The organism is Candidatus Pelagibacter communis, from assembly GCF_001180205.1.
Taxonomy (GTDB): domain Bacteria; phylum Pseudomonadota; class Alphaproteobacteria; order Pelagibacterales; family Pelagibacteraceae; genus Pelagibacter; species Pelagibacter ubique_O.
Genome location: NZ_CVSU01000095.1, coordinates 26,980 through 45,667 on the forward strand (window position 1 = coordinate 26,980; position 18,688 = coordinate 45,667).

Genomic DNA, 18,688 nt, shown 5'->3' on the forward strand with positions numbered 1-18,688 from the left:
TAATAAAGTAATTAAATTGATTCGTTATAAAAATTAAAATGACTACAAATAATAAAAATATTCTTTACTGTTCTTTTTGTGGAAAGAGTCAACACGAAGTAAGAAAGTTGATTGCTGGTCCAACAGTCTTCATTTGTGATGAATGCGTTGAGTTATGTATGGACATTATCAAAGAGGAGAGCAAAGATACTTTTGTAAAACATCAAGATGGTCTTCCATCTCCAAAGGAAATTTGTTCAGTGTTAGATGATTATGTAATTGGTCAAGCTCACGCGAAGAAAGTGTTGTCTGTTGCAGTGCACAATCATTACAAAAGATTAAATTATGAAAGTAAAACAAGCAAAAATGTTGAGCTATCAAAATCTAATATACTTTTAGTAGGTCCTACAGGTTGTGGAAAAACATTGCTTGCACAAACTTTGGCTAGAATTTTAGATGTTCCATTTACAATGGCTGATGCTACCACTCTAACAGAGGCAGGTTATGTTGGAGAGGATGTTGAAAATATTATTTTAAAATTGTTACAAGCATCCGACTATAATGTTGAAAAAGCTCAAAGAGGTATAGTTTATATCGATGAGGTTGATAAAATAAGTAGAAAATCAGAAAACCCATCAATCACAAGAGACGTTTCTGGAGAAGGAGTTCAGCAAGCTCTTCTTAAAATAATGGAAGGAACAGTTGCTAGTGTTCCACCCCAAGGTGGTAGAAAACATCCTCAGCAAGAATTTTTACAGGTAGATACCACAAATATTTTATTTATTTGCGGTGGTGCTTTTGCAGGTCTTGATAAAATAATTTCTCAAAGAGATAAAGGAACTTCAATAGGTTTTGGTGCAGATGTGAAAAATACACAAGACAAGAAAACTGGTGAATGGATGAAAGGCTTAGAGCCCGAAGATTTATTAAAATTTGGATTAATTCCAGAGTTTATTGGAAGACTTCCTATGATAGCAACACTTGAAGATTTAGATGAAAAATCTCTAATTAAAATATTACAAGAACCAAAAAATTCTTTAATAAAGCAATATCAAGAGTTGTTTAAATTGGATGGTGCTAAACTAACATTTAAAGAAAATGCTCTAAAAGAAATAGCGCAAAAAGCTATTAGCAAAAAAACGGGTGCAAGAGGCTTGAGATCAATCCTAGAAAATATTTTGTTGAAAACAATGTACGACCTTCCTAGTCAAGATAATATTGAAGAAGTTATTGTGGATGCTGGTGCAGCAAAAGGACAATCGCAACCAATCTTAGTTCATGCAAAAGGTGACAATAAATCCAAGTCAAATAAGACAACAGCGGCTTAATATCCTTAATAAGTAATAAATACCTATTGCATTATAAAATATTATATCCATATTAATCCCATGGACGTCAAAATTTCATTACCCTTATTACCACTAAGAGATATCGTGGTTTTTCCTAGCATGGTAATTCCTTTGTTTGTAGGAAGGGATAAATCTATTTCAGCTCTTAATGAGGTGATGAAAAAAGATAAAAAAATTATTCTTGTTACCCAAAAAAATTCAGAAATTGATGATCCTAAGAAAACCGACGTTTTTATGTACGGTTGTGAAGGTAGCATTTTACAATTATTAAAATTACCAGATGGTACAGTTAAAGTTTTAGTAGAAGGAACTAAAAGAGTTAAAATTTTAGATTTTAAAGATAATGAAAAATTTATAATTTGTGATTATGCTCATTATCAAGATATTTTACCTAAAGATGAGGATTTGTTTCCATTAGCAGCTACAGCTTTAAGAAGATTAGAAAAATTAACCTCAATAAATAAAAAAATTTCTAGTGAAACAATCAATACAATTAAGCAATTAAAAGACCCTTCTCAGATTGCTGACAATATTGCATCTCATATAACTGCTACGATTTCAGAAAAACAACAAATCTTTGAAACTGTTGATGTAAAGAAAAGATTAAATGCCATTATTAAAATAATGGAAAATGAGACGAGCATTATTGGTGTTGAAAAAAGAATAAGAGGTAGAGTTAAAACTCAAATGGAAAAAACTCAAAGAGAGTATTATCTAAATGAGCAATTAAAAGCTATTCAAAAAGAACTTGGTGAAATTGAAGACGGTAAAGATGAAACAACCAGTCTGAATAAAGCAATTACGAAAGCCAAGATGCCAAAAGAGGTAGAGAAGAAGTGTCTACAAGAATTAAAAAAATTAAAAAATATGAGTCCAATGTCAGCAGAGGCTACAGTTGTTAGAAATTATTTAGATTGGATGACTGAACTTCCTTGGCATAAAAAAAGTGAAGTTGACATAGATTTAAAGAAAGCTTTAGAAATACTTGATAAAGATCACTTTGGATTAGAAAAAGTTAAAGAGAGAATTATTGAATTTTTGGCTGTTCAAAAAAGAATGGAGAAAATTAAAGGCCCGATTTTATGTTTAGTTGGACCCCCAGGTGTTGGAAAAACCTCATTAGGAAAATCAATTGCAAAAGCTACAAATAGAGAATTTGTTAGAATGTCAGTTGGTGGAATGAGAGATGAAGCAGAAATACGTGGTCACAGAAGAACTTACATCGGATCTCTCCCAGGTAAAATTATTCAGATGATGAAAAAAGCTGGAACTAAAAACCCTTTAATTTTATTAGACGAAATTGATAAAATTGGAAATGATTATAGAGGCGACCCATCTTCAGCATTATTAGAAGCTTTAGATCCTGAACAGAACACAACTTTCAATGATCATTATTTAGAAGTTGATTATGATTTATCTGATGTAATGTTTGTAACGACCGCTAATACTTTAAATATTCTACCTCCTTTATTAGATAGAATGGAAGTGATTAGATTAGCAGGTTACACTGAGGATGAAAAAATTAGCATCGCAAACAAGTATTTATTACCAAAACAAATTAAAGACAACGGTGTTAAAGAAAAAGAAATGAAGTTGGATGATGACATTATAAAAGAAGTTATTAGAGGTTACACAAAAGAGTCGGGTGTAAGAAATCTTGAAAGGGAAATTTCTAAACTTGCAAGAAAAGTTGTTAAAAAAATAGTAGCTGGTGAAGAAAAAGAGGTTGGAATAAATAATAAAAATTTATCTGATTTTTTAGGTGTTCCTAAATTTAAATTTGGAGAATTAGAGGCTGAGAGTAGAGTAGGTATAGTAACTGGGCTCGCTTGGACTGAGTATGGTGGAGAAATTTTAAAAATTGAGACTGTTACAATGCCAGGAAAAGGGAGAATGCAAATCACCGGTAAATTAGGTGATGTTATGCAAGAATCTGTCAAAGCTGCAAAATCTTTTGTAAGATCCAAATGTTTAGAGTATGGAATTATTCCTCCTATTTTTGAAAAAAAAGATTTTCATATTCATGTTCCTGAGGGAGCAACACCAAAAGATGGTCCATCTGCTGGTATTGGTATGGTAACCTCAATTGTTTCTTCAATAACAAATATTCCTGTCAGAAGAGATGTCGCTATGACTGGCGAAGTTACTTTAACAGGCCAAGTACTTCCTATAGGTGGTTTAAAAGAAAAATTATTAGCTGCACACAGAGCTGGAATAAAAGAAGTTTTAATTCCTAAAGAAAACGAAAAAGATCTAGTAGATATGCCTCAAAAAATTATAGACGATATCAAGATCACTCCAGTCGAATATGCTGATCAGGTTATAAAAATAGCTTTAACAAAAGAACTTAAACCTACAGAGTGGGTTGAGGTAGATATATCTAAAAAAGACGATAAATCTCAAGCTAGTATTCAATAATAATTAATTTACATTATTTAAGTGTTGATGTAATAAGTAGCCTTGTTTTGGGCGGTTAGCTCAGTTGGTAGAGCATCTCGTTTACACCGAGGGGGTCAAAGGTTCGAGTCCTTTACTGCCCACCAAAACTCTAAAGTGGGGGTGTAGCTCAGTTGGTTAGAGCGATCGCCTGTCACGCGATAGGTCGAGGGTTCGAGTCCCTTCACTCCCGCCACTTTTAAGCATTTTTTTGTGCTAATATTAATAAAAATGTGACGTATCAGCCCTTCAACAACAGATAAAAACTGATATATAGATTTCCATGTTATCTGATTTTTTAAAAGATTACTTACCAATAATAATATTTTTAGTATTAGCTCTTGGGTTAAGTTGTGCTTTTGTGGTTGTAAACTTTATTCTATCACCAAAAAAACCTGATCCTGAAAAACTTTCAGCTTATGAGTGTGGTTTTGAACCTTTTGAGGACTCAAGAATGGAATTTGATGTGAGATTTTATTTAGTTGCAATCCTATTTATTATTTTTGATTTAGAGATAGCATTTTTATTTCCGTGGGCAATATCTCTTGGAAATATTGGATTATTAGGTTTTTCATCAATGATGATTTTTTTGTTCATACTTACAATAGGTTTTATTTATGAATGGAAAAAAGGTGCTTTAGACTGGGAATAAAAATTATAAACCACAATGAATAATAAAATAGATCAAGTTCCTGAGGAATTTAAACAACTTGCAGAAGATTTTAGTAAGAATGGTTTTATAACAACTTCTCTTGATAATTTAATTAACTGGTCAAGATCAGGATCACTTCATTGGATGACTTTTGGTTTAGCTTGTTGTGCTGTTGAAATGATGCAAACAGCTATGCCGAGATATGACTTAGAAAGATTTGGAGCAGCTCCAAGAGGTTCGCCAAGACAATCAGATGTTATGATAGTTGCAGGAACTTTAACCAATAAAATGGCACCAGCTTTAAGAAAAGTTTATGACCAGATGCCTGAACCAAGATATGTGATTTCAATGGGTAGTTGCGCAAATGGTGGTGGATATTATCATTATTCATATTCAGTTGTTAGAGGTTGTGATCGAATTGTTCCTGTAGATGTTTATGTACCAGGATGTCCTCCATCGGCAGAGTCATTGTTGTATGGAATACTGCAATTACAAAAAAAAATTAGAAAAAAAGGTTCTTTTATTAGATAGTTATGAAAAGTTTAGAAGATCTAGAAAAAAAAATTAATTCTGAGTTAACTACCAAAATTAACAATACAGAAATTAAACATAATCAAATTTATATTAAAATAGATAAAGAGGATATGATTGATGTTGCTATATTTTTAAAAACAAATCAAGATACTAAATTTAGGCAACTAATAGATATAACAGTTGTTGATTACCCAGAACAAAATCAAAGGTTTGAAGTAGTTTACTTATTTTTAAGTCATGAATTTAATCAAAGATTGATTGTAAAATATTCAATTGCTGAAAATGAAGTAATTCCCTCACTAACTAGTATTTTTCCATCAGCAAATTGGATGGAGAGAGAGGTGTTTGATATGTACGGAGTATCTTTTAAGGATCATCCTGATTTAAGAAGAATACTAACTGATTATGGATTTGAAGGTCACCCGTTAAGAAAAGATTTCCCATTAACGGGTCACACAGAGGTCAGATATAGCGAAGATCAAAAAAAAGTAATTAGTGAACCAGTTAAGCTCGAGCAAAATTATAGAAATTTTGATTATGAAAGTCCTTGGGAGGGAACAATATATATTAAAGAGGAAATTGAGAATAATGACAAAAAAAATTAAAAATCTAAATTTAAATTTTGGGCCTCAACATCCTGCTGCTCATGGTGTTCTTAGATTAATATTAGAACTAGATGGTGAAGTAGTTGAAAAGGCTGATCCTCATATTGGTTTACTTCATAGAGGAACAGAAAAACTTATAGAAAACAAAACTTATATGCAGGCTGTTCCATATTTTGACCGTTTAGATTACGTCGCCCCAATGAATCAAGAACATGCTTTTGCTCTAGCGGTTGAAAAAATACTAAAAATAGATGTCCCAATTAGAGCGCAATACATAAGAGTTATATTTTGTGAAATAGGTAGAATTTTAAGTCATATTTTAAATGTTACAACTCAAGCCCTTGATGTAGGAGCGTTAACACCATCTCTTTGGGGTTTTGAGGAAAGAGAAACTCTTATGACATTCTATGAGAGAGCTTCAGGATCAAGACTTCATGCAAATTATTTTAGAGCAGGAGGTGTTCATCAAGATCTGCCAAAAGGTTTAGAGGAAGATATAGCTAAATTTTGTGAAACTTTTCCAAAAATAATTAATGATTTAGAAAGTCTATTAACTGATAATAGAATCTTCAAACAAAGAAATGTTGATATTGGGGTAGTTACAAAAGAAGACGCCTTAGATAATTCTTTTTCAGGAGTTATGATTAGAGGATCGGGTATTCCATGGGATTTAAGAAAGTCTCAACCTTATGATTGTTATGAAAGTTTAGACTTTAAAATTCCAGTTGGAAAAAATGGAGATTGTTACGACAGATATTTATGCAGAATTGAAGAGATGAAAGAAAGTGTTTCAATAATCAAACAATGTCTTGCAAAAATGGAAAAGGGTCCAATTAAATCATTAGATGGGAAGATTAGCCCACCACCAAAAGCAGAAATTAAACAATCAATGGAAGCTTTAATACACCATTTTAAACTTTTTACAGAAGGTTATAGAGTTCCAAAAGATGAAATTTATACAGCTGTTGAAGCTCCTAAAGGAGAATTTGGTGTTTATTTAATTTCTGATGGATCAAGTAAACCTTACAAATGTAAAATAAGAGCTCCTGGATTTTCACATTTACAATCAATGGATTATTTAATTAAAGGACACATGTTAGCTGATGTTCCTGCGGTATTAGGTTCTTTAGATATTGTTTTTGGTGAGGTAGATAGATGAGTTTAAGAAGACCAGCAAAAGATCAACCAGAAAGTTTTGAATTTAATGCTTCATCATTAGAAGCAGCAAATGTTATTGTTGCAAAATATCCAGAAGGTAAACAACAAAGTGCTGTAATGGCCTTACTTTATATAGCTCAAAAACAAAATAATAATTGGATACCATTAGCTGCAATGAAGTACATCGCTAAATTTTTAGATATGCCTTATATTAAGGTATATGAGGTAGCTACTTTTTATACAATGTATAATTTAGCTCCTGTAGGCAAATACTTTATTCAAATATGTACAACAACACCCTGCATGATAAGAGGCGCTAGTAAATTAGTTGAGGCATGCAAGGAAAAAATTTCCAAAAATGAATGTGAATTATCTAACGATAAAATCTGCTCATGGATGGAAGTTGAATGTTTAGGGGCATGCGTCAATGCTCCAATGATGCAAATTAATGATGATTATTATGAAGATTTAGATAAACAAAAAACTTTAGATATCTTAGATAAAATTTTAAATGGAGAAACTCCAAAACCTGGTTCGTATAGAGGAAGAGTAAACAATGAACCAGAAAATAACAGGAAAACCTTAATGGATTTAAAAAATGCTTAAAGATCAAGATAGAATTTTTCAAAATTTATATAATGACAAAGGCTCAGATGTATCTTCATCACAAGAAAGAGGCGATTGGGTAAATACAAAAGAAATTACTGACAAAGGAAGAGACTGGATAATAAATGAAATTAAAGAGTCTCAATTAAGAGGTCGAGGTGGGGCAGGATTTCCTACAGGTTTAAAATGGTCATTTGCTCCAAAAGAAGTTGGATCTAGACCACATTACTTAGTTATTAACGGTGATGAGTCTGAACCAGGAACATGCAAAGATAGAGATATTCTGAGATTTGAGCCTCATAAGTTAATAGAAGGTTGTTTAATAGCATCTTATGCAGTGCAAGCACATGTTTGTTATATCTATATAAGAGGAGAATATTTTATTGATGGTCAAAAACTTCAGGCTGCAATAGATGAAGCTTATGAGAAAAAACTCTTAGGTAAAAATGCAGCAGGTACTGGTTGGGATTTAGATATTTATATTCATTATGGTGCTGGTGCATATATTTGCGGAGAGGAAACAGCTTTATTAGAAAGTATCGAGGGTAAAAAAGGACAACCAAGATTAAAACCACCATTCCCCGCTTTAATTGGTCTTTATGGATGTCCAACAATTATTAATAACGTAGAAACTATAGCTGTAGTCCCAACAATTCTTAGAAGAGGTGGAAAATGGTTTGCTTCCCTTGGAAGGGAAAAAAATACAGGGACAAAAATATTTTGTATATCTGGAAATGTTAATACACCGTGCAATGTTGAGGAAGAAATGAATATCCCTTTAAAAGAATTAATTGAAGTTCATGCAGGTGGAGTTATTGGAGGTTGGGAAAATCTTCAAGCAGTAATTCCTGGTGGTTCATCAATGCCACTAATTCCAAAAGATAAATGTGAAACATTAACTATGGATTTTGACTCACTTATGGCTGAGAAAAGTGGTTTAGGAACCGCAGGTATAGTGGTCATTAATAAAGATCAGGACATAATTAAATGCATGGCAAGAATCGCAAGATTTTATAAACATGAGAGTTGTGGTCAATGTACACCTTGTAGAGAAGGTTCTGGTTGGATGTGGAGAATGCTTGAGAGAATGGCGAAAGGAGATGCAACCAAGGATGAGGTGGATATGTTAGGTGATGTTACAAATCAAATTGCAGGACATACTATTTGTGCTTTTGGTGAAGGTTCTTCATGGCCTGTTCAAGGATTACTTAGACATTTTAAAAAAGAAATTGAGAAAAGAAATAATTTGGATCCTATTGTTCAAAAGAAAAACAATATCCCATATTTAGTTGATCAACATTTATTAGATAAAAAAAATGCTTAAATTAAAAGTAAACGAAATCGAAGTTGAAGTTGAAGAGGGTTTAACTGTTCTTCAAGCTTGCGAAAAAGCTGGAGTAGAAATTCCAAGATTTTGTTACCATGAAAAATTATCTATAGCAGGTAATTGTAGAATGTGTTTAGTTGAAATGGAAAAATCTCCTAAACCAATTGCCTCATGTGCTATGCCAGCTGCAGAGGGTATGAATATTAAAACAAATACTGCTTTAGTAGAAAAAGCTCGTAAGGGAGTTATGGAATTTTTATTAGCTAACCATCCCTTAGATTGTCCGGTGTGTGATCAAGGTGGTGAATGTGATCTTCAAGATCAATCAATGTACTACGGAGTAGACAAATCAAGATTTAAAGAAAACAAAAGAGCAGTTCCTGAAAAAAATATGGGACCATTGATTAAAACTCAAATGACAAGATGTATTCACTGTACGAGATGTGTAAGATTTGCAACTGAAGTTGCTGGAGTTCCAGAGCTTGGTGCTATTGGAAGAGGTGAAGATATGCAAATTACAACTTATCTAGAGCAATCAATGCAATCTGAATTGTCTGCTAACGTTGTAGATTTATGTCCAGTAGGAGCCCTAACATCAAAACCTTATGTATTTGAAGCTAGACCATGGGAACTAAAGAAAACAGAAACAATTGATGTAATGGATGCAATAGGATCAAATGTAAGAGTAGACACATATGATTGGGAAGTCAAAAGAGTACTTCCAATTATAAATGAAGATATTAATGAGGAATGGATCTCAGACAAAACAAGATATGCCTGCGATGGTCTTTTAAATCAAAGATTAGATACTCCATTTATCAAATACAACGGCAAGTTTGAAAAGGCCTCATGGGATGAAGTGTATAAAATAATTAAATCTAAATTTGAAAACACATCAAAAGAAAAAATATGTGGTTTTGTTGGCGATTTAAACAATATGGAGACTGGTTATATTTTTAAAGAATTTTTTGATCGAACAATTGATACTAAAAATTACGAGTCAAGATCTGATAACAGATTTATAAATACCTCAAAAAGAGAAAACTATTTATTCAATTCTTCAATAAATGGTATTGAAGAAGCAGATTTAATCTTTATGGCAGGTGCAAATCCAAGATATGAAGCAACTATTTTGAATGCTAGAATTAGAAAAGTTTTCTTAAACAAAAATACAAAAATAATTTCACTTAATGATGTTGGTGATTTAACTTATCCATATCAAAGTTTAGATGGTCAAACACAAACTTTAAATAATATTCTTGAGGGAAATCATGACATATCTAAAGAAATTATTAATTCAAAAAAACCAATAATCATTATTGGTGAGTCTCTGTTAAGATTAGAGTCTTCTGAATTTTTATTCAATAAAACAAAAGAATTTTTATCAAAAAATAATAAAATTTCTGATGAATGGAATTCTTTAAATATTTTAACAACTGATGCAGCAACAGTAGGAAATATTGATCTTGGAATAATTAATAATGAAAATAATTTAATAAGCGATTTAAAAGAACATAAATTCGATATTGTTTATCTTGTAGGTCAAGACAATTTAGTATTTGATAAAAAAGATGAATTCATAATTTATCAAGGAAGCCATGGTGACAAAGGTGCTGAGATCGCTGATATTATTCTACCAGGCGCTGCTTATACTGAACAAGACGGATACTTTACTAATTTAGAAGGAAAAATTCAAAAAGCCTTCAAAGCATCATATCCACCAGGTGATGCAAAAGAAGATTGGCAAATAATTAATGAACTAGCCGAATTTATGAATAATAGAAAATTATTTAATGACAAAGATGAATTAGAAAGCAGCATGTTTAATTATTTAAATTTACAAAAGGAAAAACAATTAAATGACATTAATAATTCTACTAACGAGTTTCAAAATGAAACTTTAACAATCAAAGTAAAAGATTATTATTTTTCAAATGTTATTGCTAGATCTTCAAAAACGATGGTTGAATGTAATAATTCTAAACTAAATTTTAAATTAACAGGTACCGAAGGTTAACATGGAATACTTGAGCATAGTTTTTCAAGAAGTTTACAAGATTTTATTCTTAATAGTTCCTGTTCTTGTTTCCGTAGCAATGATTGTTTGGCTAGATAGAAGAGTTTGGGCTTTTGTTCAAAAAAGACAAGGACCTAACGTTGTTGGTCCGTTTGGTTTATTACAATCTTTAGCAGATGCTTTAAAATATATATTTAAAGAAATCATTATTCCATCTAGCTCAAATAAAGTAATTTTTATACTGGCTCCAATAGTTACTATGACTTTAGCTTTAATTGCTTGGGCTGTAATTCCATTTAGCGCAACTCAGGTTTTAGCTGATATTAATGTTGGAATTCTTTACTTATTTGCTGTCTCCTCACTAGGGGTCTATGGAATAATAATGGGAGGATGGGCATCAAACTCCAAATATCCCTTTTTAGGAGCAATTCGTTCTGCTGCTCAAATGGTATCTTATGAAGTTTCTATTGGTGTAATAATTATCAATGTTTTACTTTGTGTAGGCTCGTTAAACTTAAATGACATCGTTATTGCTCAGCAAAATATGTGGTTTGTTATTCCATTATTTCCAATGTTTGTAATATTCTTTATTTCTGCTTTAGCTGAAACGAACAGACCTCCTTTTGACTTACCAGAGGCAGAAGCAGAGTTAGTTGCTGGTTATCAAACTGAATATTCTGGAATGATGTATGCAATGTTTTGGTTGGGTGAGTATGCAAATATTTTATTAATGTGTGCAATGGGAGCAATATTATTTTTAGGTGGCTGGATGTCTCCAATTGATGTTTATCCATTTACATTAGTTCCGGGTGCAATATGGTTAATATTAAAAATTCTTCTTTTATTCATTCTTTTTGCTTTAGTTAAGGCAATAGTGCCTAGATATAGATATGACCAATTAATGAGACTTGGGTGGAAAGTTTTTCTTCCTCTTTCTTTAACTTGGGTGGTATTAACGGCTAGCTATTTATTTTATTTTAACCTTTTACCAGTGAATTAATTATGAATATTTCAAGATTTTTTAAAACAATATTAATGACAGATTTCATTGGTGGTTTGTTCATTGCTATTAAAGAATTATTTAAACCAAAAAAAACAATTAATTACCCTTTTGAAAAAGGTAAAATAAGCCCTCGTTTTAGAGGTGAGCATGCTTTGAGAAGATATCCAAACGGAGAAGAAAGATGTATTGCTTGCAAATTATGTGAAGCGGTTTGTCCTGCTCAAGCAATAACTATCGAGTCAGCAGCAAGAGAAGACGGAAGTAGAAAAACAACTCGTTACGATATTGATATGATGAAATGCATTTATTGCGGTTTGTGTGAAGAATCTTGCCCAGTAGACGCGATAGTTCAAGGTCCAAATTTTGAATTTTCAACAGAAACAAGAGAAGAACTTTATTACACAAAAGAAAAATTATTAGATAATGGTGATAGATGGGAGAATATTTTAGAGGCTAATATTAAAGCTGACTATATCCATAGATAAAAATGATTGCACACGCTATTTTTTTTTATACATTTTCTATAATTGCAGTTGTTTCAGCAATAATGGTTACTGCTTCGAAAAACACTGTTCACTCAGTATTTTTTTTAATTCTTGATTTCATAAGTATATCTTGTCTTTTCATAATGATTGGTGCTGAATTTTTAGGAATGATAATGCTAATCGTTTATGTTGGAGCTGTAGCAGTTTTATTCTTGTTTGTTGTTATGATGTTAAATGTAGCCCAACAAAAAAATCAATGGTTTTCAGGTCAAGCAACCTCAAAACATATCCCAGTTGGTCTAATTATAAGTACATTAATTTTCTTTGAAATTATAATTGTAATAGGTGGTTGGAAATACAAACCAGAAATTTTTGATATTAATAATTCACTTGCTAATACAAGTGTAAGTAATACTCATTCATTGGGACAGATTTTATATACTGATTATATCCATGTGTTCCAAATAAGTGGAATGATACTTTTAGTTGCCATGGTAGGTGCCATAGTATTAACTTTTAGACAAAGATCAGGTGTTAAAAAACAAAGTTATATTAAGCAAATATCTAGAGAAAGAGCAGAAGGTGTTGAGGTTCTAGAGGTTCAAAGTAATAAAGGAGTTAAAATAGATGACTGAGATAGGTTTAGGACATTATTTAACTCTAGGTGCTGTGATTTTCTCAATTGGAATCATTGGTATTTTTTTAAACAGAAAGAACATCATTGTTATATTAATGAGTATTGAATTGATATTACTTGCAGTAAATATCAATTTAGTTGCTTTTTCTATTTATTTAGGAGATTTGGCAGGACAAGTCTTTACTTTATTTATTCTTACCGTTGCAGCAGCAGAAGCAGCAATAGGATTAGCAATCATTGTCGTATATTTCAGAAACTCTGGAACAATACGAGTTGAAGAAATAGATAAGTTAAAAGGATAAACATGGAGCTATCGATTATATTTCTTCCACTTATTGCTTCAATTATATCTGGTTTTTTTGGCAGATATATCGGTGATAGAAACTCGGAAATAGTAACAAGTGCTCTAGTTTCAATTTCTGCACTATTATCAATTCATGTTCTTTATCAAGTAATTGTAAATCAATATGAAGAAAATATTGTCATAGCTACATGGATAAGCTCGGGGTCACTTGAGGTAAATTGGTCAATGTTAATTGATCCTTTGTCAGCAGTAATGTTAGTTGTTGTAACTTCCGTATCTGCTTTAGTGCATATTTATTCAATTGGTTACATGTCTCATGATCCTCATAAGCCAAGATTTATGGCTTATTTATCATTATTCACTTTTGCAATGTTGATGCTTGTTACATCAGATAATTTTATTCAATTATTTTTTGGCTGGGAAGGTGTTGGTCTTTGTTCTTATTTTTTAATTGGTTTTTGGTTTAAAAAAGAAAGCGCAAATGCTGCAGCAATAAAAGCATTTGTTGTAAACAGAGTAGGTGACTTTGGTTTTGCTTTAGGAATTTTTTTAATTTTTTATTTATTTGGAACTGTTAATTACTCAGAAGTTTTTCAACAAATTCCAACAGTTGTAGATAAGAATTTATCCTTTTTAGGTTTTGAAGTTAAAGCAATAGATCTAATTTGTTTACTTTTATTTATTGGAGCAATGGGTAAATCTGCGCAGATATTACTACATACTTGGTTACCTGATGCTATGGAAGGTCCAACACCTGTTTCTGCATTAATTCATGCAGCAACGATGGTAACAGCTGGTGTTTTCTTAGTTGTAAGATGTTCTCCAATCTATGAATATTCACCATTGACACTAAATCTTATAACTATCGTTGGGATGACTACTGCATTCTTTGCAGCAACTGTCGCTCTAGTTCAAACAGATATAAAAAAAATTATTGCTTACTCTACATGTAGCCAACTTGGTTATATGTTTTTTGCAGCTGGAGTAGGTGCATACAATGTTGCTATGTTTCACTTATTTACTCATGCATTTTTTAAAGCTTTATTATTTTTAGGATCTGGTTCAGTAATCCACGCATTTAAAGATGAGCAAAATATAAACAACATGGGAGGTGTATGGAAAAAGTTACCATATACGTATGCTTTAATGATAATAGGAACGCTTGCTTTGACAGGTTTTCCGTTTTTATCAGGATTTTATTCTAAAGACGCAATTATAGAATTTGCGTATTTAAAAGGAAATACGACTGGTTATTATGCAGCTGGGATTGGAATAATTACAGCATTTTTGACATCTATTTATTCATGGAGATTGATATTTAAAACTTTCCATGGAGAGTATAATAACAAAGAGATCAAAATAGAGGAAACACATGAGTCCCCATTGGTTATGCTCGTTCCATTGTTTATTCTCTCAATAGGAGCTGTTTTTGCTGGTTTTCTATTTAAAGGATTGTTTATTGGTCATGGTGAGAATTTATTCTGGGCAGAGTCTATTAAGTTTTTAGAGCCTTTGAGCACTGAGCACCCACCTTTATGGTTTTTACTTTTAACACCTTGTTTAGTTTTAGTATCTATTCCAATTGCTTATTACTTGTTTGTAAAAAACAAAGAGCTTCCTAATTCAATAGTTTCTATGAACAAACCTTTGTATAATTTTTTAGTTAACAAATGGTACTTCGATGAGCTGTATGATGTTTTGTTTATTAAATCTTCAAAAAAACTAGGCTTATTTTTATGGAAGTTTTGTGATGGAACTATAATCGATGGTTTTGGTCCTGATGGAATTTCCTCTTTTATAAAAAAATGTTCAATTAAAGCAACTAAATTTCAAAGTGGTTTTATCTATCAATATGCATTTGTAATGTTGTTAGGTTTCTCTGCTTTACTAACTTTTTTAATAATTAAATAATGAATTTTCCTATTCTTTCTTCTTTAATATTATTGCCAATAGTTGGTGCTTTATTCTTATTTTTTACTAAAGATAAAGAAGGAAATAATTTAACTGCTAAATATGTTGCTTTATTTACAACTGTAGTAAATTTTTTAATTTCGATTTATCTATGGATTTCTTTTGACCAATCAACATCTATTTTTCAATTTGTAGAAGATAGAGTATGGATTGAAGGATTTATTAATTATAAAGTTGGAGTAGATGGTATTTCAATTTTATTTATTATTTTAACTACATTTATAACTCCCATTTGCATTATATCTGTAAATAATTCAGTTAAAAATAGATTAAGAGATTTTTTAATTGCAATTCTAATCATGGAAAGTTTCATGATAGGTGTTTTCTGTGCACTTGATTTAGTTGTATTCTATTTATTTTTTGAAGCTGGATTAATCCCAATGTTTTTAATTATTGGTATTTGGGGAGGCGCAAGAAGAGTTTATTCAGCATTCAAATTCTTTTTATATACACTATTGGGATCCGTTTTAATGTTGGTTGCAATAATTTCAATTTATTGGATTACAGGAACAACTGACGTAGTTCAACTATATGAAATTGGTATTGATGTTAAATATCAAAATCTATTGTGGTTAGCATTTTTTAGTTCTTTTGCTGTTAAAACACCTATGTGGCCAGTTCATACATGGTTGCCTGATGCTCACGTTGAGGCTCCTACCGCTGGGTCTGTTTTGTTAGCTGCCATATTGTTAAAGATGGCTGGATATGGTTTTATAAGGTTTTCTTTAGGTCTATTCCCGATTGCATCTGAAGTATTTACACCATTAATTTACACTCTGAGTGTTATAGCAATCATATTTACATCACTTATAGCTTTAATGCAGGAAGATATGAAAAAGTTAATTGCTTATTCATCAGTTGCGCATATGGGTTTTGTAACTTTGGGCATATTCACTTTGCAACAACAAGGAATTGAAGGAAGTATAATTCAAATGATTAGTCACGGATTAGTTTCGGCAGCATTATTTTTAACTGTTGGTGTAGTTTATGACAGAATGCATTCTAGATTGATAAGTACTTATGGCGGACTAGTTTCTGTAATTCCAAAATATTCAATACTATTCATGTTATTTGCTTTGGCATCCCTGGGTTTACCTGGAACTAGTGGTTTTATTGGTGAGTTTTTAATATTAATGGGAGCTTTTAAAGATAATTTTTTAGTGGCTGTTATAGCAAGTATTGGGGTGATTTTAGGAGCAGCATACATTTTGTGGCTCTATAAAAGAGTAGTATTTGGAAAATTAATAAATGAAGATCTTAAAAAAATTGTAGATTTAAACAGATCTGAATACTTTATTTTAAGTTGTTTAGCTGCACCAATCTTGTTTTTTGGTTTTTATCCTGATCCATTAATAAAAACTATTGAAGTATCTGTTACTGATTTTATTAATATGCATAACACAAATATAGCTAGTAAATAATATGGATGATTTAAATTTAATATTACCAGAAATATTTATTTCACTTTCAATAATGTTTTTACTTGTTTTGGGTGTGTTTAAAAAAGATAGTTCTAAAATCACATTTAATTTGTCTTTATTTGCAATTTTAATTACAGCGATAATAGCAATTAATGAAACTTTCTCTGTCAGCAGGGAAACTTTATTTAATGAAAGTGTTGTGATTGATAGTTTGTCTTCACTAATGAAAATTATAACATTGATTGGAGGTTTTTTAGTTTTAGTTATTTCTTCAAGTTATTTAAAAACATTTAAAATATACAATATCGAATACCCTATTCTTATTTTGAGCTCTATTCTGGGTATGATGGTGATGATCAGTTCAAATGATTTAATTGTTTTTTATATGGGTTTAGAATTGCAATCATTAGCTCTTTATGTTTTAGCCACATATAATAGAGATCAACTAAAATCATCCGAAGCTGGTTTAAAATATTTTGTTTTAAGTGCATTATCCTCAGGATTATTGTTGTATGGATGCTCATTGGTATATGGTTTTTCCGGTTCAACTAATTTTGATATAATATCAAATCAACTAAATTCTAATGAATATGTTTTAACATTTGGAATTGTGTTTATCTTAGTTGGTTTAGCTTTTAAAATTTCTGCAGTTCCCTTTCATATGTGGGCACCTGATGTTTATGAGGGATCTCCAACAACTGTAACATTATTTTTTACAATGGTACCTAAAATAGCTGCCTTGACTGTATTTATAAGGTTTTTATATGTTCCCTTTTTAAATTTAATTGATCAGTGGCAAATGATAATTGTTTTCTTATCAATTGCTTCAATGATTTTTGGAGCAGTTGCAGCAATAGGACAAACTAATATTAAAAGACTAATTGCCTACAGTTCTATTAGCCATATTGGTTACACATTAGCAGGACTAGCCACAGCTTCGAATGAAGGAATTCAAAGTTCAATAATCTATATTTCAGTATATGTTGTAATGAATTTAGCTCTTTTCTGTTGTCTATTAATGTTAAGAAGAAAGGATCAATATTATGAGGATATTAGCGATCTTTCGGGATTATCGAAAAATCATCCGATATTATCTTTATGTTTACTTGTAATACTGTTTTCTTTAGCAGGTATTCCACCCCTTGCTGGTTTCTTTGCAAAATTTTATGTTTTTATAGCAGTGTTAGAACAATCAATGTATTTCTTAGCTATAGTAGGTTTATTATCTACTGTGGTTGCAGCATTCTATTACTTAAGAATTATAAAAATCATATACTTTGACAAAGAAAAAGACAAATATGATGCTGACCATAGTTTATGGTTAAAATTTTCACTTACAGTATCAACAATATTAATCCTTTTATACTTCATATTTCCAAGTCAGTTAATAGAAGTTGTTTCAAGAATTAATATTATTTGATGAAATTAAAAAAATTTAAATTTAAAAAAGTTAAAAGCACAAATAATACTGCAATAAGAATTATTAAAGAAACCAAATACAACTTAGGTATGGTTGTTGCTGAAAATCAAGTAAATGGTAGAGGACAGTATGGAAGAAAATGGATATCATCAAAAGGAAATTTATTTATCTCTTTTTTCAATGAACTAGATAAAACAAAACTATCGATTAATGCTATAACAAAAATCAATTGTCTTTTAGTTAAAAAATCACTCTCTTCATTTACGAGTAAAAAAATTTTATTTAAAAAGCCAAATGACTTACTTATAGATAAAAAAAAAATTAGTGGCATTTTACAAGAAGTTGTATTTGTAAGAGATAAAAAATTTTTAATTACCGGTATAGGTATAAATATTAAAAAAAATCCAATAATAAGAAATTATCCTGCTACAAACTTGCAAGAGGTAACTAAAAGAAAAATTAGCAAATTAAGTGTAGAAAATAAACTAAAACAACTCTTTGAAAAAAATTTATCTAAACTGTATAAAAATAAATAATGTATATTCTAGGCGATATTGGTAATACGGAAACAAAATTATGGATTGTTTCTAAAAATAATAAAATTTCAAAAAAAATAACTTTTTTATCAAAATCTGTAAACAACAGGCAGCTTAATATTTTATTTAGAAGAAATAAAATTCAATTAAATAAAATTGAAAAAATATTATTTTGTAGTGTTGTTCCAAAAACATTTTCTAAAATTAATAAATTTTTATCGAAAAAAGTTAAACTAAAATGCTATGAG

18 protein-coding genes and 2 tRNA genes are annotated in these 18,688 nt (G+C 30.7%); all 20 read left to right on the forward strand.

The features are described from left to right. Window positions 1-38: 38 nt before the first annotated feature. Window positions 39-1,307 (forward strand): ATP-dependent Clp protease ATP-binding subunit ClpX, encoded by a 1,269-nt coding sequence (gene clpX / locus AMO08_RS04395; RefSeq protein ID WP_075485573.1) that lies wholly within the window; start codon window positions 39-41, stop codon window positions 1,305-1,307. Between the two features lie 60 nt (window positions 1,308-1,367). After that, window positions 1,368-3,746, forward strand: a complete 2,379-nt coding sequence (gene lon / locus AMO08_RS04400) for an endopeptidase La (protein WP_075485575.1) — start codon at window positions 1,368-1,370, stop codon at window positions 3,744-3,746. 49 nt (window positions 3,747-3,795) lie between these two features. Next, window positions 3,796-3,871, forward strand: a tRNA-Val gene (locus AMO08_RS04405). Between the two features lie 12 nt (window positions 3,872-3,883). Next, a tRNA-Asp gene (locus tag AMO08_RS04410) sits at window positions 3,884-3,960 on the forward strand. 87 nt (window positions 3,961-4,047) lie between these two features. Next, on the forward strand, window positions 4,048-4,416 hold the full coding sequence (locus AMO08_RS04415; RefSeq protein ID WP_023853928.1) for an NADH-quinone oxidoreductase subunit A: 369 nt from the start codon (window positions 4,048-4,050) through the stop codon (window positions 4,414-4,416). A gap of 15 nt (window positions 4,417-4,431) precedes the next feature. Further along, on the forward strand, window positions 4,432-4,947 hold the full coding sequence (locus AMO08_RS04420) for a NuoB/complex I 20 kDa subunit family protein (RefSeq protein ID WP_075485578.1): 516 nt from the start codon (window positions 4,432-4,434) through the stop codon (window positions 4,945-4,947). A gap of 2 nt (window positions 4,948-4,949) precedes the next feature. Continuing rightward, window positions 4,950-5,555: an NADH-quinone oxidoreductase subunit C gene (locus AMO08_RS04425; protein ID WP_075485580.1), complete on the forward strand. Its 606-nt coding sequence runs from the start codon at window positions 4,950-4,952 to the stop codon at window positions 5,553-5,555. Next, on the forward strand, window positions 5,539-6,714 hold the full coding sequence (locus tag AMO08_RS04430) for an NADH-quinone oxidoreductase subunit D (protein WP_075485582.1): 1,176 nt from the start codon (window positions 5,539-5,541) through the stop codon (window positions 6,712-6,714). Before AMO08_RS04425 ends, AMO08_RS04430 begins: the two co-directional genes overlap by 17 nt. Continuing rightward, window positions 6,711-7,319, forward strand: a complete 609-nt coding sequence (gene nuoE, locus AMO08_RS04435; RefSeq protein ID WP_075485584.1) for an NADH-quinone oxidoreductase subunit NuoE — start codon at window positions 6,711-6,713, stop codon at window positions 7,317-7,319. The genes AMO08_RS04430 and nuoE overlap by 4 nt, the downstream gene beginning before the upstream one ends. Next, complete coding sequence (gene nuoF, locus AMO08_RS04440) at window positions 7,312-8,643, forward strand: NADH-quinone oxidoreductase subunit NuoF (protein WP_075485588.1); 1,332 nt, start codon at window positions 7,312-7,314, stop codon at window positions 8,641-8,643. Before nuoE ends, nuoF begins: the two co-directional genes overlap by 8 nt. Further along, on the forward strand, window positions 8,636-10,663 hold the full coding sequence (gene nuoG / locus AMO08_RS04445; protein ID WP_075485590.1) for an NADH-quinone oxidoreductase subunit NuoG: 2,028 nt from the start codon (window positions 8,636-8,638) through the stop codon (window positions 10,661-10,663). Before nuoF ends, nuoG begins: the two co-directional genes overlap by 8 nt. 1 nt (window position 10,664) lies before the next feature. Continuing rightward, on the forward strand, window positions 10,665-11,663 hold the full coding sequence (nuoH, locus tag AMO08_RS04450; RefSeq protein ID WP_075485592.1) for an NADH-quinone oxidoreductase subunit NuoH: 999 nt from the start codon (window positions 10,665-10,667) through the stop codon (window positions 11,661-11,663). A 2-nt stretch (window positions 11,664-11,665) separates the two neighbouring features. Continuing rightward, window positions 11,666-12,151, forward strand: a complete 486-nt coding sequence (nuoI, locus tag AMO08_RS04455) for an NADH-quinone oxidoreductase subunit NuoI (RefSeq protein WP_075485594.1) — start codon at window positions 11,666-11,668, stop codon at window positions 12,149-12,151. Between the two features lie 2 nt (window positions 12,152-12,153). Then, a complete protein-coding gene (locus AMO08_RS04460; protein ID WP_075485596.1) occupies window positions 12,154-12,786 on the forward strand; it encodes an NADH-quinone oxidoreductase subunit J in 633 nt (210 codons plus the stop codon). Continuing rightward, window positions 12,779-13,090 carry an NADH-quinone oxidoreductase subunit NuoK gene (nuoK, locus tag AMO08_RS04465; protein ID WP_075485602.1) on the forward strand — a complete coding sequence of 104 codons (312 nt, stop codon included), beginning with the start codon at window positions 12,779-12,781 and terminating at the stop codon, window positions 13,088-13,090. Before AMO08_RS04460 ends, nuoK begins: the two co-directional genes overlap by 8 nt. A gap of 2 nt (window positions 13,091-13,092) precedes the next feature. Continuing rightward, on the forward strand, window positions 13,093-15,003 hold the full coding sequence (nuoL, locus tag AMO08_RS04470) for an NADH-quinone oxidoreductase subunit L (RefSeq protein ID WP_075485604.1): 1,911 nt from the start codon (window positions 13,093-13,095) through the stop codon (window positions 15,001-15,003). Then, window positions 15,003-16,484: an NADH-quinone oxidoreductase subunit M gene (locus AMO08_RS04475; protein WP_075485606.1), complete on the forward strand. Its 1,482-nt coding sequence runs from the start codon at window positions 15,003-15,005 to the stop codon at window positions 16,482-16,484. Before nuoL ends, AMO08_RS04475 begins: the two co-directional genes overlap by 1 nt. A gap of 1 nt (window position 16,485) precedes the next feature. Then, a complete protein-coding gene (gene nuoN, locus AMO08_RS04480; RefSeq protein ID WP_075485608.1) occupies window positions 16,486-17,904 on the forward strand; it encodes an NADH-quinone oxidoreductase subunit NuoN in 1,419 nt (472 codons plus the stop codon). Further along, window positions 17,904-18,440 (forward strand): biotin--[acetyl-CoA-carboxylase] ligase, encoded by a 537-nt coding sequence (locus AMO08_RS04485; RefSeq protein ID WP_075485610.1) that lies wholly within the window; start codon window positions 17,904-17,906, stop codon window positions 18,438-18,440. The genes nuoN and AMO08_RS04485 overlap by 1 nt, the downstream gene beginning before the upstream one ends. Continuing rightward, window positions 18,440-18,688: type III pantothenate kinase (locus tag AMO08_RS04490; protein WP_143323812.1), on the forward strand; the 249-nt coding region annotated here is incomplete at its 3' end. The genes AMO08_RS04485 and AMO08_RS04490, both read left to right, overlap by 1 nt.